Source organism: Streptomyces sp. NPDC026394 (assembly GCF_055567735.1).
On record NZ_JBVHPX010000002.1, the window covers coordinates 906,916 to 925,790 of the forward strand.

General features: G+C 73.1%; 11 protein-coding genes. 7 read left to right on the plus strand and 4 right to left on the minus strand.

Annotation, left to right across the window (positions count from 1 at the left end):
- The first annotated feature begins 21 nt into the window (after positions 1 to 21).
- The 4 genes from ACZ4QV_RS08195 (at position 22) to ACZ4QV_RS08210 (ending at position 4,983) form a co-directional block, all read left to right on the plus strand.
- Positions 22 to 1,407, plus strand: a complete 1,386-nt coding sequence (locus ACZ4QV_RS08195) for an ABC transporter substrate-binding protein (RefSeq protein WP_361144993.1) — start codon at positions 22 to 24, stop codon at positions 1,405 to 1,407.
- A gap of 100 nt (positions 1,408 to 1,507) precedes the next feature.
- A complete protein-coding gene (locus ACZ4QV_RS08200; protein WP_467762689.1) occupies positions 1,508 to 2,860 on the plus strand; it encodes a carbohydrate ABC transporter permease in 1,353 nt (450 codons plus the stop codon).
- Positions 2,857 to 3,738 (plus strand): carbohydrate ABC transporter permease, encoded by an 882-nt coding sequence (locus ACZ4QV_RS08205; protein WP_361144999.1) that lies wholly within the window; start codon positions 2,857 to 2,859, stop codon positions 3,736 to 3,738. Before ACZ4QV_RS08200 ends, ACZ4QV_RS08205 begins: the two co-directional genes overlap by 4 nt.
- 261 nt (positions 3,739 to 3,999) lie before the next feature.
- Complete coding sequence (locus ACZ4QV_RS08210) at positions 4,000 to 4,983, plus strand: class I SAM-dependent methyltransferase (protein ID WP_361585635.1); 984 nt, start codon at positions 4,000 to 4,002, stop codon at positions 4,981 to 4,983.
- 18 nt (positions 4,984 to 5,001) lie between these two features.
- Here ACZ4QV_RS08210 and ACZ4QV_RS08215 read toward each other — a convergent pair whose 3' ends face one another.
- Positions 5,002 to 7,368, minus strand: coding sequence for a bifunctional glycosyltransferase/CDP-glycerol:glycerophosphate glycerophosphotransferase (locus ACZ4QV_RS08215; RefSeq protein ID WP_361639644.1), 2,367 nt, complete (start codon positions 7,366 to 7,368; stop codon positions 5,002 to 5,004).
- Between the two features lie 344 nt (positions 7,369 to 7,712).
- On the opposite strand from ACZ4QV_RS08215, the gene ACZ4QV_RS08220 reads away from it, so the two are divergent.
- Positions 7,713 to 9,362, plus strand: coding sequence for a glycosyltransferase family 2 protein (locus ACZ4QV_RS08220; protein ID WP_467762690.1), 1,650 nt, complete (start codon positions 7,713 to 7,715; stop codon positions 9,360 to 9,362).
- Between the two features lie 165 nt (positions 9,363 to 9,527).
- Positions 9,528 to 10,505, plus strand: coding sequence for a UDP-glucose 4-epimerase GalE (gene galE, locus ACZ4QV_RS08225; protein WP_361145007.1), 978 nt, complete (start codon positions 9,528 to 9,530; stop codon positions 10,503 to 10,505).
- 48 nt (positions 10,506 to 10,553) lie between these two features.
- Here galE and ACZ4QV_RS08230 read toward each other — a convergent pair whose 3' ends face one another.
- The 3 genes from ACZ4QV_RS08230 to ACZ4QV_RS08240 form a co-directional block, all read right to left on the minus strand.
- On the minus strand, positions 10,554 to 11,699 hold the full coding sequence (locus ACZ4QV_RS08230) for a glycosyltransferase family 2 protein (protein WP_361145010.1): 1,146 nt from the start codon (positions 11,697 to 11,699) through the stop codon (positions 10,554 to 10,556).
- A gap of 68 nt (positions 11,700 to 11,767) precedes the next feature.
- The gene (locus tag ACZ4QV_RS08235) at positions 11,768 to 12,922 is read right to left on the minus strand and encodes a glycosyltransferase (protein WP_361145012.1); all 1,155 of its coding nucleotides are present in this window, start codon (positions 12,920 to 12,922) and stop codon (positions 11,768 to 11,770) included.
- A complete protein-coding gene (locus ACZ4QV_RS08240; protein WP_361145015.1) occupies positions 12,909 to 15,887 on the minus strand; it encodes a bifunctional glycosyltransferase/CDP-glycerol:glycerophosphate glycerophosphotransferase in 2,979 nt (992 codons plus the stop codon). Before ACZ4QV_RS08240 ends, ACZ4QV_RS08235 begins: the two co-directional genes overlap by 14 nt.
- Positions 15,888 to 16,255: 368 nt before the next feature.
- On the opposite strand from ACZ4QV_RS08240, the gene ACZ4QV_RS08245 reads away from it, so the two are divergent.
- Positions 16,256 to 18,847 carry a YfhO family protein gene (locus tag ACZ4QV_RS08245; RefSeq protein WP_467762691.1) on the plus strand — a complete coding sequence of 864 codons (2,592 nt, stop codon included), beginning with the start codon at positions 16,256 to 16,258 and terminating at the stop codon, positions 18,845 to 18,847.
- The last annotated feature ends 28 nt before the right edge of the window (positions 18,848 to 18,875 follow it).

The window sequence follows — 18,875 nt, forward strand, 5'->3', positions numbered from 1 at the left end:
GCACGGGAGGGGCTTACGGGGATGGGCACTTCACGCACACGGCGCGCCGGCGCGCGCGTCACCGCAACCACTCGCGCCGCCCTGGCACTTGCCGCGGCGGGCGCGCTGACGCTGACCGCCTGTAGTGGCGACGGTGGCGACGGCGGCAAGGACAAGGGCAGCGGCAAGGGCGGCAGCGGCGGCGTCTCCGTCCAGCTCCCCAAGCTGACCGGCCAGAAGCTCCAGGTCGCGGCGGTGTGGACCGGCCCGGAGCGGGCGAGCTTCCTGAAGGTGCTGGAGGAGTTCGAGAAGCGCACCGGCGCGACCGTCGACTACATCCCCAGCGGCGACGACATGGCCGGCTTCATCGGCTCGAAGATCGCCGGCGGCGGGCAGCCGGACGTGGCGTTCCCGCCGCAGGTCGGCGTGTTGCGGGAGTTCGCCCGCAAGGGCTGGCTCAAGCCGCTCGGAGCCGCCGCCAAGGAGCAGCTCGCCAAGAACTTCTCCCCGGGCTGGCGGAAGCTGGGGGCGTACGAGGGCACCGAGTACGGCGTGTACTACAAGGCCAGCAACAAGTCGCTGATCTGGTACAACACCAAGGCGTTCGAGGACGCCGGGGTGAGCGAGCCGAAGGACTGGGCGCAGTTCCTCAAGACGGCGCAGACCATCGCCGACTCCGGGGTGGAGCCGGTCTCGGTGGGCGGCGCGGACGGCTGGACGCTGACCGACTGGTTCGAGAACGTCTACCTCTCCCAGGCCGGTCCGGAGAAGTACGACCAACTGGCCCAGCACAAGATCAAGTGGACCGACCCGTCCGTCACGAAGGCGCTGACCGCGCTGGGCCGCCTCTTCGGCACGCCGGGGCTGCTGGCCGGCGGCAACAGCGGCGCGCTGCAGACCCAGTTCCCCACCTCGGTCACCCAGACCTTCAGCGGCGACCAGCTCAAGGCCGCCATGGTCTCCTCCGCCGACTACGCCGCCACCAACATCGCGCAGACCAAGTCCGTGGTCGGCAAGGACGCCAAGGTCTTCCCGTTCCCCGCGGTGGGCTCCCGGTCGCCGGTGGTCACCGGCGGCGACGCGGCGGTGGCCCTGAAGGACACCAAGGGCGCGCAGGCCCTGCTCACCTTCCTCGCCTCCACGGACGCCGCGAAGATCTGGGCGCAGGCCGGCGGGTTCATCTCCCCCAACAAGGAGCTGGACCGGGCCGCGTACGCCAACGACACGATGCGGGAGATCGCCGCGGCGCTGATCAAGGCGGGCGACGACTTCCGCTTCGACATGTCCGACCAGGCGCCGGCCAGTTTCGGCGGCAAGCCGGGCCAGGGCGAGTGGAAGGACCTCCAGGACTTCCTGAAGAACCCCAAGGACGTCGCGGGCACCCAGAACAAGCTGGAGCGGGACGCCGCCAAGGCGTTCGGCACCTGACCCGGAGCGTCCGTACGGCGGCGGGCCGCGCCGGCCCGCCGCCGCGCAGCGCACCCACGGTGCGCACCGCCGCCGACCGCATCGACCGGGGGACACCACCATGAACGCTGCGACCGCGGGCGGGCCGGCCGGCCCGGTCCGTCCGCGTACCGGCACGCTGAGCCGGGTCAAGAGTGTGGCGGGCACCCGCCCCTGGGTCGCCGCCGTCTTCCTGCTGCCCGCCTTCGTCCTGCTCGGGGCGCTGGTCGTCTATCCCATCGGCTTCTCGGTCTACCGGAGCCTGTTCGACACGTCCGGCGACGGCTTCGTGGGCCTGGGCAACTACGTCGAGCTGTTCTCGGACGAGCGGATCCGTACCGCGCTGAAGAACAACGTCATCTGGGTCGTGGTGGCCCCCACCGTCGCCACCGCGCTCGGTCTGATCTTCGCGGTGCTCACCGAGCGGGTCCGCTGGGGCACCGCCTTCAAGCTGGTCGTCTTCATGCCGATGGCGATCTCGATGCTGGCCGCCGGCATCATCTTCCGGCTGGTGTACGACCAGGACCCGGAGCGCGGCGTCGCCAACGCCGTGTGGGTCGGCGTCCACGACACCTTCGCGGAGCCCGCGCCGTACCCGGGCGCCAAGCCGCGGCCCACCGCCGGGCTGACCGCGTCCGGCGGCACGTACACCACCAAGGAGCCGGTGCGCGCGGGCGACCCGGCGCACCTGCCGCTGGTGGCCGTCCAGCCCGCCGACCTGGGCGACGCCCGTCCGGCGACGGCCGCGCGCCCGGAGCCGGGCAAGGTCACCGGCACCGCCTGGCTGGACTTCACCCGCGGTGGCGGCGGCACCGCGAACATCATCGACCGCTCCGAGAAGGGGCTGCCCGGCCTGACCGTCGAGGCGGTCAAGGACGGCCGGACCGTCGCGAGCACGACCACCGGCCTGGACGGGCGGTTCACCCTGCCCGCCGCCGCGGACGGCGCCCTGCTGCGGCTGCCGGCGGCGAACTTCGCCGAGGCGTACAACGGCGTGAACTGGCTCGGCCCGGCCCTGGTCACCCCGGCCATCATCGGCGCGTACGTGTGGATGTGGGCCGGGTTCGCGATGGTGCTGATCGCGGCGGGCCTGGCCGGAATGCCGCGGGAGCTGCTGGAGGCGGCGCGGGTGGACGGCGCCAACGAGTGGCAGGTCTTCCGCCGGGTGACGGTGCCGCTGCTGGCGCCCGTCCTGATCGTCGTGCTGGTCACGCTCATGATCAACGTGCTGAAGATCTTCGACCTGGTCTACATCATCGCGCCGGGCTCCAGCCTCAAGGACGCCAACGTCCTCGCGCTCCAGCTCTTCCAGTCGTCGTTCGGCACGGATGTGGACCAGGGCATCGGCAGCGCCATCGCGGTGTTCCTGCTGCTGCTCGTCCTGCCGGTGATGTACGTCAATCTCCGGCGCCTACGGAAGGAGCGCGGGCGATGACGACCGCCGACGGTGTCGTACGGGCCAAGCAGTCGCTGCCCGCCCGGATCGCGGCCCGCACGGGCGGCGGCGTCCTGCGGGTCGTGCTGATCCTGACCGGGCTGTTCTGGCTGATGCCGACGGTCGGCCTGCTGGTGTCCTCGCTGCGCTCGCCGCAGGACATCGGCGAGACCGGCTGGTGGAAGGTGTTCGCCGAGCCCGCCCAGCTCACCTGGTCCAGCTACGGCCATCTCCTGGAGAACGCCAAGGTGATGGACTCGCTGCTGACCACCGCACTGATCACGGTCCCGGCGACGGTGCTGGTGGTCGTCATCGGGGCGCTGGCCGGATACGCGTTCGCCTGGATGGACTTCCCCGGCCGCGACGCGTGGTTCATGGTCGTGGTCGGCCTGCTGGTCGTGCCCGTGCAGGTCGCGCTCATCCCCGTCGCCGAGCTGTTCGGCGCGGTCGGGCTGTTCGAGACGACGCCCGGTGTGATCCTGTTCCACACCGCCTTCGGCCTGCCCTTCGCGGTGTTCCTGCTGCGCAACTTCTTCGCCGAGATCCCGCGCGAACTGCTGGAGGCGGCCCGGCTGGACGGCGCGAACGAACTGCGCCTGTTCACCCGGGTGGTGCTGCCGCTGGGCGGGCCCGCCATCGCCTCGCTGGGCATCTTCCAGTTCCTGTGGGTGTGGAACGACCTGCTGGTGGCGCTGATCTTCGCGGACAGCGGCAACCCGCCGATCACGGTCGCGCTCCAGCAGGAGGTACGGCAGTTCGGCAACAACATCGACGTGCTGGCGCCCGGGGCGTTCCTGTCGATGGTGGTCCCGCTGGTCGTCTTCTTCGCCTTCCAGCGGCAGTTCGTCTCCGGGGTGATGGCGGGCGCGGTGAAGTGAGCGCGCCCGGCGGGTGCCGGAGGGTACGGGAACAGGCGCGGGGCGGTACGGGAGAACAGGCGTGGGGCGGTACGGGAACGGGCGGGGCAGTACGGGAACGGGGCGCGGTGGCGTAAGGGAACGCTGTGCCGTGCGCCACTTTCCGTTCACGTTGCTGCCCCACGATGACGGGCACGCCGACGGCGGGTACGGCCGCCGCGGCGCGGGCCGCCGCGCGCCGCACGGGCCCGACCCCCTCGACCGTCTGGAGACGGACCGCACATGACTGCCCGCACCGCAGACCTCAGTGACGGACACCTCCCGCGCCCCGGGCGGCTGGCCGACGTCAAAGGCTGGTTCTTCACCGCCGACCAGTTGCTCTTCGACTGGTTCCTGGCCCGCCAGGAGGACCGGGCCGAGCCGGGCGACCTGCTCGAACTCGGCGTGTACCTGGGCAAGAGCGCCATCTTCCTCGGCGCCCGGCTGCGCCCCGGCGACCGCTTCACGGTCTGCGACCTGTTCGACTCACCCGCCGAGGACGCCTCCAACTCCAAGGAGATGGCGAAGTCCTACGCCACACTGACGCGCCGCGCCTTCGAGGCGAACTACCTGGCCTTCCACGACGAGCTGCCGGAGATCGTGCAGGGGCTCAGCTCCAGCGTGGCGCAGCATGTCGAGCCGGGGAGCTGCCGCTTCGCGCACATCGACGCCTCGCACCTGTACGAGCATGTGCACGGCGACATCGTCACGGTGCGCGACCTGCTCACGCCCCAGGGCGTCGTCGTCCTCGACGACTTCCGCGCCGAGCACTGCCCCGGGGTGGCCGCCGCCACCTGGCAGGCGGTCACCGGCCTGGCGCTGCGTCCGATCTGCATCACGCCGACCAAGTTCTACGGCACCTGGGGCGACCCCGCGCCCGTACAGGCGGCGCTGCTGGCGTGGCTGACCGGCCGCGAGGGGGTGTGGCACGAGGTGCAGGAGGTCAACGGGGCGCCGCTGATCCGGCTGAGCGCCAAGAGCGCCAAGGAGCCCGCGCACCCGGTCTCCCGCCACCGTACGGAAGCCTCGCGCGACGCCGCCCCGGCTGCCGCGGCCCCCTCCGCCTCTCCCGCCTCCGGCGCGCGGACGCCCGTCCGCGTCGCCGCGTCCCGTCCGGCCGCCGCCGGGGCCCGCCGGAGTCCGGCCCGCCGTCTCGCGGTGAACGTCCTGCCGCCGTTCATCACCAAGGCCGTCGTCGCCGCCCGCCGCCGCTCGGCGGCCCGCTGAGCGCACGCTGCCCCGCCGTCACCCGACGACCGCGCCGGGCCCCGTGAGGGTGCACCTGGCGCCGTCCTGCCGGGCCGCGGCCCGTTCGGCGGCCCGGGGCGACGGGGCGGTACGGCGTTCGCCGGGCGGCAGCAGGGGCAGCAGGTCGTCCTCGCCGAGGAGCACCCGGCGCACCACGCGCTCCGCGGCCAGCCCGTCGTCGTACTGGCAGAAGCGCTCGCGGAAGGCGGCCCGCAGCGACGCCGCCGCCGGGCCGTCCCAGCGCCCCGAGTGGAAGGCTCCGGCGATGTCCGCCTCGTCCGCCGCGAGGACGCCGGGGGTGTCGCCGGGCCGCCCGGACAGCAGGTCGACGTAGACGCCGCGGGTGAGCCGGAAGGCGTCCCAGTCGGCGGTGTGCACGACGATCGGCCGGTCGAGGTTGGCGTAGTCGAACAGGACCGAGGAGAAGTCGCACAGCAGCGCGTCGGCGGCCAGGCACAGGTCCTCGATGTGCGGGTGGCCGGAGACGTCCAGGACCGCGCCCGCCTCCTGGAGGGCGGCCGTGCCGGGGTCCGCGCCCTGGTGCGGGCCGCTGTACGGGTGCGCGCGGACCAGGAGCTGGAAGCGCGGGCCGAGCGCCGCGGCGAGACGGGCCACGTCCAGCGGCGGGACGGCGCCGTCCCGCCGGTCGCGGTGGGTGGGCGCGTACAGGACGGCGGTCGCGCCGGGCCGGACACCGAGCGCGGCGCGCACGGCGCGGACGTCGGCCGCGGTGGCGGTGGCGTACCGGTCGTTGCGGGGGAAGCCGGTGGCCAGCGTCTCGTACGAGCTGGGGTAGGCGCGTTCCCAGATCTCGCTGGAGTGCTGGTTGGCGGAGAGGCAGTAGTCCCACTGGTCGGCGTGTTCCAGGGCCCGGCCGGGGCCCGGCCCCGCCGTGGTGCCCAGGTAGCGGTGCGAGTCCAGGCCGGTGGCCTTCAGCGGGGTGCCCTGGTGGGTCTGGAGGCAGATCTGTCCCGGCCGCCCGGCCGCGCCGGGAAAGTCGCCGTCGGTGACCAGGTAGGCGGCGCGGGCCAGCAGTTCCCAGTAGCGGCGGGAGCCGACGGTGACGTGGTCCGTGCCCGCCGGGACGGCGTCCACCGCGTCCTGGTGGACGGCCCAGACGCCGTGCAACTGGGGCGCGATCTCGCGGGCCTTGCGGTCGACGGCGTACGGGTTGCCGGTCACCGCACGGTTGCCGCGGGCGCCGTAGAGCACCAGGTCGGCGTCGAGCGGGGTGTGCAGCCGCAGGCCGTAGTAGCGCCGGAAGGCCGAGCGGGCGGCGGCCTCGCCGCGGTCCCGCAGCTCCTTGGCCACCTCGCGCCGCAGCACCTGCGCGCCGTGCAGCGACCGGTAGGCGCGGTACGAGCGCAGCGCGGCCGGCAGCGGCGCGCCGTCCGGCCGGTGCGCGCGGATGCAGCGGCTCGCGGCGCGGAAGAAGGCGGCGCGGTCGGCGGGCACGACGCGGTCGGGGTCGTCGAGGATCGCCAGCAGCCGGTCGGTCATCCGGGCGTGCAGGACGCTCCGCGGCGGCAGCCGGCCGTCTCCCGCCGCGGCCTGCGCACCGGCCCCGCCCTCGGCACCGCCGCCGTCTCCGGCCCGATCTCCGTCTCCGGCCCGGCCCTCGTCCCGCTCCCCCGGCAGCAGGCCGTCGAGCCGGGCGAACAGTTCCTCGTAGCGTTCGACGGCGACGAAGTGGTGGCGCCCGGGTGTGGTGACGGCGCTGCCCCGCCGCCGCTCGCGCCAGGTGACGCACACCCGGTCCAGCGCCGCGACGCGCCCGGCGGTCAGCAGGCTCTCGTACGCGTACGGGACGTCCTCGTACGGGCCGTCGGCGAAGGCCAGGCCCCGGCCGGTCCAGTGCTCGCGGCGCACCGCCCGGTTCCACGCGGCGGGCTCCACGCCGAGCACGCCGGGGCACTGCACGGCGTCGAACACCGTGTCCCCCACCGCCTCCAGGAAGGCGCCGTCGCCGCTGGGCCGCCGCCGCTCCCAGACGTCCATCCGTTCGTGGTCCCACAGCAGGACGTCCGGCTCGCCGCACGCCCGCAGCCGTGCGTCGACGGCGGCCAGCGCGCCGGGGGCCAGCGTGTCGTCGCCGTCGAGGAAGAGCAGGTAGTCGCCGCGGGCGAGCGCGGCACCGGCGTTGCGGGACGGGCCCGCGCCGCTCGGTCGGCGCTGGTGCAGGGCGGTCAGGCGCGGGTCGCGGTGCGCGTACTCGTCGATGATCGCGCCGGTGGCGTCCGCCGAGCAGTCGTCGACGGCGATCACCTCCACGTCCCGGTGGGACTGCTCCAGTACGGAGTCCAGGCAGGCGCGCAGGAAGCCCTGGACGCCGCGGGCGGGGACGATGACGCTGAACCGGGGCATGGCCATCCCAAGGTCGGGGCTCGCGGGACCGAGAGCACGAAGGAACGGACACAGAGCGTAATCGCGGCGCTACGCAGTGTCGATCGCGCCTGTCACCCGTTCGGCCCAGGGCCGGTGACCCGCCGCCGCGGGGCGAGTTGAGCGGTAGCCACGGACCGCCGGCGGCGGGGTCGCGCACGGCGGACGGCGGGGGCCCGCGCCCGGCCGCGGGGCGCGGGACGGCAAGATGGCCCGGAGCAGGGGCGCGCACGCAACCGCGGGCCGGCTTGCGGCCTCGGTGCAGAGGAGCAGGCCACGGCCCTCCGGCGCCGACCACACCGACACGAAATGTAGATGTAGTGACTGTGAATGAAGCCCCAGAGCCGCGGCCGGGGCCTGCCCTCACGCCGTCCGCGCAGGTCAGCATCGTCGTCATCGCCTACAACGACGCCACGCTGGTCGGCGAGGCGGTGCGCTCCGCGCTGGCGCAGGGGGACGCGATCGCCGAGGTGATCGCGGTCGACGACGCCTCCACCGACCGCACCGGCCGGGTCCTGGACGACCTCGCGCGCGAGCACCCACGGCTGCGGGTGATCCACCGGGAGGACAACAGCGGCGGCTGCGGTACGCCCCGCAACGACGGGCTGCGGGCCGCCACCGGCCGCTTCGTGATGTTCCTGGACAGCGACGACGTGCTGCCCGCGGGCGCCGTCGACGCCCTCCTGGGGGCCGCGCTGCGCCACGACACCCCGGTGACGGCGGGCCTGTGCGTACGCCGCGAGCTGCCGGGGCCGCGCGAGGTGCCCTGGCAGCCGGACCTCTACCGCGCGCCCGCGCTGCTCGCTCCCGTCACCGCCCACCCCGAGCTGGTCGGCGACACCCTGTGCGTCAACAAGCTCTACGACCGGGCCTTCCTCCTCGACCACGGCATCCTCTTCCCCGACGGCCGCTTCACCTACGAGGACTTCGTCTTCACCTCCCGGGTGCTGACCGCCGCCCCGCGCCTCGCGGTGGTCCCCGACGAGGTGTACGTCTGGCACGTCCGGCGCAGCGCCAAGAAGCAGTCGATCTCGCTGGACCGCAAGGACGTCGCCAACTGGGAGTCCCGCATCGAGGCGCACCGCACCAGCGTGCGGATCTTCGCCGACGCCGGGCACAAGGGCCTCGCGCACGCGGCGCGCACCAAGTTCCTCGACCACGACCTGCGGATGTACGTACGGGAGCTGCACACCCGCGGCGCGGACTACCGGCAGGAGTGGTGGCGGCTGACCCGCGCGTACCTGGCCGGGTTCGAGGAGAGCGAACTGCTCGCCGCCACCGCCCCGGCCCGCTGGCTCGCCCGGGTCCTGCTCGCCTCCGAGGCGCCGGTGGACTCCGCCCGGCTCACCCAGCTCGCGGCCCGCCCCGGACGGCTGCTGCCGCCGTACGCGCGGGACGGCGGGCGTCCCGTGTGGTCGTCCGGCCTTCCCGGGGCCGAACTGGACGGCCTGGACGCGCTGCCCGCCGACCGGCTGCCGGTGACCGTCGACGCCGAGCCCGTCCTCGGCACCCGCTCCCTGCTGCGGCTGCGCGTGCACGAGCTGTACGGGCGGGTGGCCGCCGCCGGGCCGGTCGGCATCGACGTGGAGCTGCGCCGCCGGGCGGACGGCCGCCGCGGGCCCGTGCACACCGCCGCCCTCACCCCGGATCCGTCCGGACAGGCGTGGACGGCCGAGACGGCGCTCGACCTCGGCGCCCTGGTCGTCCGCGGCGACAGCGGCTCCGGCACCCCCGTGCCGTGGGACCTGACCGCCCGGGTGCGCTGCGCGGACGGCTCCGTCCTGCACGCCGCGCTGCGGGCCACCGGCCCCGGGCTGCGGCGGCACGCGCTGCCCAGCGCCCGGCACGGCCTGCTGCTGGCGCAGCCGTACGCGACCACCGGCGGCGCGCTGGCGCTGCGGATGGCGTCCGGTATGCGTACCGCGTGGCAGATCGCGGCCCGCAAGCTGCGTCGCGGCGGCGGGCGCGCTCGTTAGTCATGTCACAGCGGCCCGGCCGGCGACGGCCGGGCCCGGCTCGGCGGAGGCCGTGCGACGGCCCCGGTCAGCGCGCCGGATCCGGCCGGCGCGACCCCCGGGACGCCGCCCGCCGGCGTCCGCACCGCACCACCCGACGAGCAACGACCCCCTTAGGATGGCGAGATGTCTTACTTGATCACGGGCGGCGCCGGCTACATCGGCGCCCACGTCGTACGGGCCATGACGCAGGCGGGCGAGCGGGTCGTGGTGCTCGACGACCTCTCCACGGGCGTGGCCGCCCGGGTCCCCGAGGGCGTGCCGATGGTGGTGGGCTCCACCCTGGACCGCGAGCTGCTGGACCGGACCATCGCCGAGCACGGCATCACCGGTGTCGTGCACCTCGCCGCGAAGAAGCAGGTCGGCGAGTCCGTCGAGCTGCCGCTGCACTACTACCGCGAGAACGTGCACGGTCTGCAGACGCTGCTGGAGGCCATGGCGGCGGGCGGCGTCGGCCAGTTCGTCTTCTCGTCCTCCGCGGCCGTCTACGGCATGCCGGACGTGGACCTGGTCACCGAGGACACCCCCTGCGCGCCGATCAACCCGTACGGCGAGACCAAGCTCGTCGGCGAGTGGATGGCGCGCGCGGCGGGCAAGGCGCACGGCATCAACACCGCGTGCCTGCGCTACTTCAACGTGGCCGGTACCGCCACCCCCGAGCTGGCCGACATGGGCGTCTTCAACATCGTCCCGATGGTCTTCGAGAAGCTCACCGAGGGCGCGTCCCCGCGGATCTTCGGCGACGACTACCCGACGCCGGACGGCACCTGCATCCGCGACTACATCCATGTCGCGGACCTCGCCGACGCCCACCTGGCCGCCGCGCGCAAGCTCGCCGAGCCCGGCCCGGTGCGCGACCTGACCCTGAACATCGGCCGTGGCGAAGGCGTCTCCGTCAAGGAGATGGTCGACCTGATCACCGAGATCACCGGTCACACCGACGCCGTCGCCGAGGTCACCCCGCGCCGTCCCGGCGACCCGGCCCGGGTCGTCGCCGCCGCCGACCGGATCGCCGATGAGCTGGGCTGGAAGGCCCGCCACGACGTGCGCGACATGATCACCTCGGCCTGGCAGGGCTGGCAGCACCACCGCGCCGGCGCCTGACCCGGGCACCTTCGTACGCCCCCGGTGCCGCCGGGGGCGTACGCCTTTTCAGGCCGTTTCCGCGGGGCCCGCCGGCCGCAGTGCGTAGCAGTCGTCCGGAATGCCGCGCTCCGGGTCGCGGAAGTACGGGTACGCGGCGTACTCCCGGCCGTCCGCACCGGCCACCGGCGGCCCCGACTCCCGCCCGGTGTCCGCGTGGACGATCGCGGTCAGCTCGTCCACCAGCCCTTCGCGCAGACAGTGCGCGCGCAGCCGCAGCCGGGGCGGGAGGGCGGCCAGCACCCGGTCGGTGAGGTAGGACTCGACCAGCGGGCGGGCGGCCTTCGCCATGGCGCGGCGCCCCTCGTCGTCCCGGGCGAGGTACGGCGCGGCGAACTGGGCGAGGATCTCGCCGTGGAAGTGGCGGACCATGAGCGTGTCCCGCTCGGGGCCCGGCGGCACCAGCTCCGCGACCTGCGCGAGCACGGTGGCGATGTAGCCGAGATGCTCGGGCCAGTCGAGGTCCTGGCGGGTGGCGTTGGAGTCGTCGTCGCGGCCCTGGAGGTAGTAGCAGTCGTAGTCGCCGAGGACGGAGACGGTGTCGGCGCCGAGCAGGGCGCGGATGCCGAAGGGCAGGTCCTCGGCGAGCAGCCGGCCTTCGACGAAGCGCAGTCCGCGCTCCTGGACGTAGGAGCGGCGGAAGAGTTTGTAGGCGGCCAGCGTCCAGTAGACGGGCGAGTCCCAGGGCGTGACGCGGGGGCTGGTGGTGCGCAGGTCGACGGGGGCCGGGCGCCCGCCGGTGCCGACTATGCGCCCGTAGACGAGGTCCGAACCGTGGGTGTCGGCCAGGGCGGTGAGCCGTTCCAGGGCTTCGGTGCCGAGGTGGTCGTCGGAGTCGAGGAAGAAGAGGTACCGGCCGCGGGCGCGGTCCATGCCGACGTTGCGCGGCCGGCCGGCGCCGCCCGACGGCGGCTGGTGGATCACGGTCAGGTTCGGGTGCGTACGGGCCTGTTCGTCCAGCCAGGCGCCGCTGCCGTCGTCGGACCCGTCGTCCACGGCGATCACCTCGACGGCGTCCGGTCCGAGGCTCTGGGCGAAGACGGAGCCCAGGCACTGTGCGAGGTAGCGCCGGGTGTTGTGCACCGGTACGACGACGGAGACGGCCGGGTCGCGCGGGCCCCGGCCGTCGGGGGCGGGCGGACGGTCTGCTGCCACGGTGTGCCTCTTCCGTCATCCGGTACGGGCCGGCCCGCGGGGTGCGGGGCCGGCCCGTCCAGGGTGCCTCAGCGCTCCAGCAGGGCGAAGAGATCCTCCCAGCGCTTCAGGATGCGGTCGGTCGAGTAGCGCTGGACGTTCTCCCGCGCCGCCGTGCCGAGCCGGTCGCGCAGTTCCTTGTCGGAGATCAGCGCGTCGATGTGGCGGGCCAGTTCGGTGGTGTTGCCGACCACGGCCAGCAGGCCGTCCTCGCCGTCCCGCACGATCTCGTGGACGCCGGGCGCGCAGTCGAAGGCCGCGCACGGCACGCCGCTGGCCATCGCCTCCATGAGGGAGAGCGGGAAGCCCTCCGCCCGGGAGGACTGGGCGAAGACGGACGCGCCGCGCAGCGCACCGGCCACGTCGTCGGTACGGCCCATGAACGCGACCGAGCCGTTCAGCCCGAGCGTGGCGGCCTGCTTCTTGAGGATGTCCTCGTCGTCGCCGGAACCGTAGATGCGCAGGGTCCAGTCCGGGTGATCGGGCGCGACCAGGGCCCAGGTGTCCAGGAGCAGGTCGACGCCCTTCTCGTCGGAGAGCCGGCCGATGCTGGCGACGACCTTCGCGGTGCGGTCGGAGGGCACCTCGGGCGTCACCGGCAGCGGGTTGGGCAGGAAGTCCGCGTTGTCCATGCCCTGGCGGATCCACCGGTCGGCGTCCTCGCGGGTGAGCGCGAGCAGCCGGTCCACGTCCTTGTAGTACTTCTTGACCCGCCCGAAGCGTGAGGAGTTGCGGCAGGCGTCGTAGGACTCGTGGGTCATGCCGACGACCGGCAGGCCCGCGGTGTCGGCGAGCGCCACCCACTCCATGGCCCACACCTGCGTCACGATGACCACGCCGCCCGGCCGGGCGCCGCGGAACAGCGCGCTGAGCTTGTCCGCCTGCTCCCGCATACCGGCCTGGCGGGCGGCGCGGCGCCGCTGCTCGGCGATGTTCAGGCGCCCCTTGATGCCGCGGGCGGCCGGCACGGCTTTGGGCGGGTGCGCGTCGTACAGGGTCGTGGTGGCGTACGGCAGGTCGTCGCCGAGGTCGGCGCGCAGCTCCTCGGGGGCCGGTACGACGCCGATGACGTGCACCCGGTGGCCGCTCCCGGTGAAGAGCCGGGCCATCTGGTGGGACCAGGTGGTCACACCGCCCATCTCGTCGACGTTGTTGTTGACGATGAAGATGTCACGCCCGGTCATGGGCTTCCCCCTTCACGGAAGAACCGCTGTGCGCGGAGCCGGTGATGACGGTGGGGCCGGGCAGCGCGTCGCCGAGCGCCGGGCCGCTGTCCGCGGCGCGTCCCGTGTCGCCGCCGAAGAACCGGCCGACGATCTGGCGGGCCGCGTCGCCCTGGTCGTACTCGCCGAACTCGGCGGTGAAGCGGCGCCGCGCCTCCCGGTGCCCGTCGTCCGCCGCCTTGAGGCCCTCGATCGCCGCGAACAGCTCCTCGGCCGTGCCCAGCACCGGGCCCGGTGCCTTCTCCTTGAGGTCGAAGTAGGTGCCGCGCGCCTCGTTGGCGTACTCCTCGTAGTCGTACGCGAAGAACAGCATCGGCCGGTCGAGCAGGGCGTAGTCGAACATCACGGAGGAGTAGTCCGTGATCATGCCGTCGGCCAGCTGGAGCAGCGGGGTGATGTCGTGGTGCCCGGTGACGTCGATGACCTTGCCGCGTACGGAGGGCGGCAGCACCACGTTGTTCAGGTAGTGCGAACGCATCAGCAGCACGAAGCGGTCACCGAAGCGCTCGGCGAACTCGTCCACGTCAAAGGGGAGTTCGAAGCCGCGGACCGAGCCGTTGGGGTTGGCGCGGAAGGTCGGCGCGTACAGCAGCACCGTCTTGTCCGCGCCGATGCCCAGCTCCTCGGCGAGCGGGCCGCGTTCGCGCACGCCGCCCGCCTCCTCGGCGCGGCGCGTCGCGACCAGCGCGTCGTTGCGCGGGTAGCCGCTGCGCAGCAGCACCTCGTCGCGCAGCCGGAAGGCGCCGGCCAGGGTCCGTACGTCGTGCTCGGAACGGACCAGGAAGTGGTCGAAGCGGTCCAGGACCTTCTGGAAGTCCGCCTTGGCGGCCCGCGTCTTGAGCTTCATGCGCGGCTCGTCGAAGCCCATGCGCTTGAGGGCGGAGCCGTGCCAGGTCTGGATGTAGGTGGTCTCCGGGCGCTTGACCAGGCGCAGCGGGAAGCCCTGGTTGTCGATCCAGAACTCGGCCTGGGCGAGGGCGCGCAGGTACTGCCAGCTCCAGCGCTTGACGAGGGTGGCGTCCTGGGGGAAGCCCTCCGGTTTCCTGCCGTCGTAGGACCACACGGCCTCGAAGTCGACGCCCTGGCGGCGCATCTCCTCGTAGATGGCGCGGGGGCTGTCGCTGTACTGCTTGCCGAGGTGGCTCTCGAAGACGACCAGGCCCTTGCGGACGGGCAGCTTGCTGAACACCTCGTGGTAGACGCGCAGCTTGGTCTCGCCGGAGTTCAGGTCGCGCTGGGCCTTGCGGGCCTTGCGCACCCCGCTCTTGGCGAGGTCGGCCGCGGGGCTGCGCAGCGCCTGCCGCAGCACCTCGTTGGCGCGGCGGGCCGCCTTGCCCCGGGCGTCCAGGACGAAGGTGAGGTGGCCGCGCTTGGAGGTGGCGGGCTCGACGCGGTCGGAGACCAGCCGGGTGAGGCGGGGGCGGACCCGCAGCGCGTGGGCGCTGTCGAGGTCGACACCGCCGACGGTCAGGCGGGTGCGGGTGGTGACGCCGTCCGCCTCCAGGATCAGCCGGACGTCCCAGACGGCGTCGATCATGCCGAGCGGGCGCAGCCGGCGGGCGAGGTCCAGTTCGGCGTCCCAGTGCAGGCCGTCCGCCGCGATGCGCAGGGAGGTCAGCGGGAAGGAGAACGCCTGGAGGCTCTTGCGGCGGGCCTTGAGTTCGAGCCGGCCGCGCAGCGGGGTGCCGGGGGCGACCTTGCCGAGCGGGTTGACGACGGTGCCGGCCAGCCGGACGGTGCCCTGCCCGTCGTCCTCGTAGGCGGTGAGCTGGTTGCGCAGGAACAGCTTGCCGACCGAGCGGGTGTGGTAGCCGGCGTCGGTGACGTCCAGGACCCGGCGGCCCTCGGGGTCGTCGAGGTGTTCGGCGCACCAGTAGATCCGGCCGTCGCGTTCGGCGAGCGGTGCGGAGAGTTTGTCGCGGTTGATCAGTGTGTCCACCGCGGGCATCAAATTCGCCCAGTCCTCCCGGGCCAGGAGGTAGGCGCAGATCGCCTGAATGCGCTGGACGCGTTCGTACGCCTCGGGGGCGATACCGGCGAGATAGCCGTTGGCCATCCGGGCGAACTCGCGGCGGTAGTCCTCGTCCAGCAGCGGAAGATCACGCAGATGCAGCACGAGGTCGTGCTTGAGGAACTTGACGTCCTTGTGGAATTTGAGGTCGTCCAGCCCCTCGCGCTCCAGCAGTTCGTCCACCCGGCGGTGGATCTCCATGCGGTGCGCGAAGTTGGCGATCTCGTGGCGCCGGTTGCTGATCGATTTGGTGGCGGCCTTCTCGAACACGTTCCAGAAGTAGACGTGGTTGGGGATCAGCGTGATCCGCCGGGCCGCCACGTACGCCTGGGCCGAGAAGAGCAGGTCCTCGTAGTGGATGCCGACGGGAAAGACGAGCCCGGCCTCCAGGAGGAATTCACGCCGGTAACACTTGTTGGTCGACAGCGTGTCGAAGACCAGCAGGTCGGGCAATTCGGAAATGGATTCGATCGTCCGGGTCCGGGAGTACAGCCAGGGATACCACTCGGTCCGCTTCTTGTTGCGGGAATCGACCTCGACCCGTACACACATGCCGGAGACCAGGTCGGCGCCGGTGCGCTCGGCCGCCTCCAGCATGTTGCGGCAGGCGTTCGGCTCCAGGACGTCGTCGCTGTCCAGGAACATCACGTACGCGCCGGTGGCGTGCTGGACGCCGTGGTTGCGGGGCGCTCCGCAGCCGCCGCTGTTCTCCGGCAGTTGCAGCGCCCGCACCCGGTCGGGGTGGGCGGCGGCGAGCTGCCGGGCCACGTCGAAGGATCTGTCCGTGCTGCAGTCGTCGACGATCAGAACTTCGACTCCGTGGAGCGTCTGGTCCAGTACGGACCGGACGGCCGTCGATAGCCGGTCGGCGTCGTTATAGACGATCACGACTACGGAGACGTCAGGCACGGGCACCCCAATCCTCTTTTCATAGCGCTGCGGGATCCCAAAGCTACCTTGGCCAGCGACCGGCCCGGCACGCCGTCGACCGGCGTACGAGCGCACGTTCGCCGCCGCACCTCACTCTTGTCAAACCGCATTATTGCGGACATTTGGCTTACCGTAGGACTCTCGACCCGGGGACGATCACCCGCATCGAGATCCGGGTCCCGACATGCCGTACATGAAAAACGCATCACCCAAAAGCGGCATCTACTCGCTCAATACGCAGGTGACCAGGGAAGCGCGGCCGCCCCGTGAATGTGACGATCAAAATGCCGACCGCACCGGCCCGGCGCCTGGCGACGCCGCGCTGCGCGCCGTCTTTCGCAGCATTGCTGGCCATGGGTGCCTATTGCCTCGGTATGACGATGCTCGGCAGCTATCCGTTCGGTACCCGCTCCCGCGCCGTCAACGACCTCGGAAATCAGTTCGTACCGTTCCACGCCCATCTGTGGGACTTGCTGCACGGCAACACCACCGGTGACCTGCTCCTCAACTGGAACAGCGGTTACGGCGTGCCCTTTCTCGCCGACTTCCTCACCTATCTGATGAATCCGTTCTCCTGGCTTGTCGGCCTCTTCCCCCGCGACCTGGCCGAGCTGCCGGTGTTCCTCGTCACGCTGGGCTGCATCGGCCTGGGCACCGCCCTGATGACCGTCTTCCTCGGGCGGCTGCACCCCGGCGCGCCCTGGCCGCGCGCGCTGCTCGCGGTGGGCTACGGCACCTGCGCCTGGGTCGTGAGCGACGGCACCGCCGACCCCATGTGGATGTGGGGCCTGGTCTCGCTGCCGCTGACCGGCATCGCCGCCGACTGGTGCCTGCACCGGCGCCGCTGGGTGGCCGGCACCCTGCTCGTCGGCGTGTCCTGGGCGGGGAACTTCTACACGGCGGCGATGGCCACCCTCGCCATGGCCCTGGTCTTCGCCCTGCGCCTGCTGCTCGCCACGGACCTCTCCGGACGGCACCGGCTCCGCGCGTCGGTCCGCGCCGCCGCCATGGCGCTGACCGGCATCCTGCTGGCGGCCCCCGCGATCACCGTCACCCTCAAGGCCAGCAAGGCGTCCCGGCCCGCGCCGGAGGCGGTCTACCGGGGACGGCCGCCGACGCTGGACTTCGTCGCGGAGCTGCTGCCCGGCGGGCGCGGCTCGGTGCCCGCGCCGCACCTGTTCATCGGGATGCTGGGGCTGCTGCTGGTGGCCGCCTTCCCGTTCGTCCGCGCCGTTCCGGTCCGTACGCGCGTCGCCTGGTACGTCCTGGCCGCCTGCGTCGCGGTCTCCTTCGTGTGGAAGCCGACGCTGCTGGTGTGGCACGGCCTGGCGGTCCCCAACGGCAGCCCGTACCGCGCCTCCTTCGTGCTCAGCGCGCTCCTGGTGATCATCGCGTGGCTGGCGCTGGCGCACCGGCCGCGCCCGCGCGAGCTGGCGGCCGGTGCCGTCCTGGTCGCCCTGATCGCCGCGCTGTGCCACGACCGCAGCGTGGTCGGCCCGGCCACCTGGATCCTGGTGCTGGGCTGCGGCGCGGTGGTGCTCGCGGCGCTGGTGGCACTGGCCCGGCACCGCGCGCGCAGCACCGTACGCACCCTCGCCGCAGCCGCCCTGACCTGCGCGGTCTTCTTCGGGTCGGCCTATGCGGCGTTCTCCGTGACGGCCGTCAGGGACCAGCTCGCCTGGTGGGAGCCGAAGATCACGCTCGACGACCGTTCGATCGCGGTCCACCGGGGGATCGAGCAGCACGAGGACTGGCCGCGCTCCCGCACCGACCCCGGACCGCACGAGTTCGCCAACAACGACCCCCTGCTGCTGGGCGGCGAAGGCGGCTCGTACTACAGCAGCTATGTGCCGGAACGGACCGCACGCACCCTGCGCGAGCTGGGCGGCGGCTGGTACATCCACGGCCGTCACCTCCGCAGCGTCGAGGACCCCGTGAGCCGCGCGGTCCTGGCGGTGAGCAGCTTCCGCACCGGCCCGCAGGCCGGTCCGGTCGACGTGGGGCGGGCCGCCGCCGCACCCCTGCTGACCGTACGGCCCGGCCTGTCGGCGGACGGCCTCGACCAGCGGCGGCGCGGGGCCGCCGGGCGGGGCATCGACGTACGCGCCGATCCGCGCGTCGGCGGCGGCTCGGTCTTCGCCCGTCAGGAGCGGCTGCTGGGCGCGCGGGTGTACGAGGTGCCCACGCTGCGCCCGGTGGGCGGGGGCGGCGGCACCGGGGGCCCGGCAGCGGGGGGCCACGCGGTGGCCGTTCCCGGGAGCGGGGCCGTGCGTCCGGTGCCGCGCGTGGTCGACGGCGAGTGGCGGCTGCCCGCGACCCGCCGGGGCGGCGCGGCCCTCTTCACGGTCCGTTGCACGCCGGGCTCCGACGTCTTCTGGTACGCGCCCTGGTACCACGGCAAGGTACGGGCCGCCGGCCATACCTCCCCCGGGTTCGGCATCCGGGAGACGACCGCGAACCCGGTCAAGGGCCTGGGCCTCACCCCGCCCGACGGGCGGCTGACCGTCTCCTTCAGCAACCCGAAGGCCCAGCGCGTCCCCGAGCACCCGCTCGGCTGCCTGAGCCGCGGAAAACTCGCCGCCGCCGTCGCGGACCTGCAAAGACAGGGCCCGGTGCGGCTCTCGTCGAGCGGTCACGGGCTGTCCGCCGAGCTGCCCGCGCACAGCACCGGCACGGCCGTCCTCGCCGTCCCGGCCGTCACCGGCTGGGGCTGCCGGGTGGACGGCGGCGCCTCCCGCGCCCCGCACTCGTTCGGCGGTCTGATCGCCGTACCGCTCGGAGCGGGTGCGTCGCGCCTGGACTGCGCGTACCGCCCGCCCGGACTGCTGCCGGGGCTGGCGGCGAGCGGCGCCGCGCTGGGGGTGCTGGCGGCCGTGGCCGTCACCCGCGGTGTGCGGCGGCGCCGGGGCGGAGCACACCGCCCACCCTCTCCGCTCGAATCGTGACATTTCATCTGATTAGTAGAATTGCTGC

Coding starts and splice junctions, on each gene's coding strand:
- ACZ4QV_RS08195 (WP_361144993.1), top strand. CDS start 22: ATGGGCACTTCACGCACACGGCGCGCCGGCGCGCGCGTCACCGCAACC.
- ACZ4QV_RS08200 (WP_467762689.1), top strand. CDS start 1,508: ATGAACGCTGCGACCGCGGGCGGGCCGGCCGGCCCGGTCCGTCCGCGT.
- ACZ4QV_RS08205 (WP_361144999.1), top strand. CDS start 2,857: ATGACGACCGCCGACGGTGTCGTACGGGCCAAGCAGTCGCTGCCCGCC.
- ACZ4QV_RS08210 (WP_361585635.1), top strand. CDS start 4,000: ATGACTGCCCGCACCGCAGACCTCAGTGACGGACACCTCCCGCGCCCC.
- ACZ4QV_RS08215 (WP_361639644.1), bottom strand. CDS start 7,368: ATGCCCCGGTTCAGCGTCATCGTCCCCGCCCGCGGCGTCCAGGGCTTC.
- galE (WP_361145007.1), top strand. CDS start 9,528: ATGTCTTACTTGATCACGGGCGGCGCCGGCTACATCGGCGCCCACGTC.
- ACZ4QV_RS08235 (WP_361145012.1), bottom strand. CDS start 12,922: ATGACCGGGCGTGACATCTTCATCGTCAACAACAACGTCGACGAGATG.
- ACZ4QV_RS08245 (WP_467762691.1), top strand. CDS start 16,256: ATGGGTGCCTATTGCCTCGGTATGACGATGCTCGGCAGCTATCCGTTC.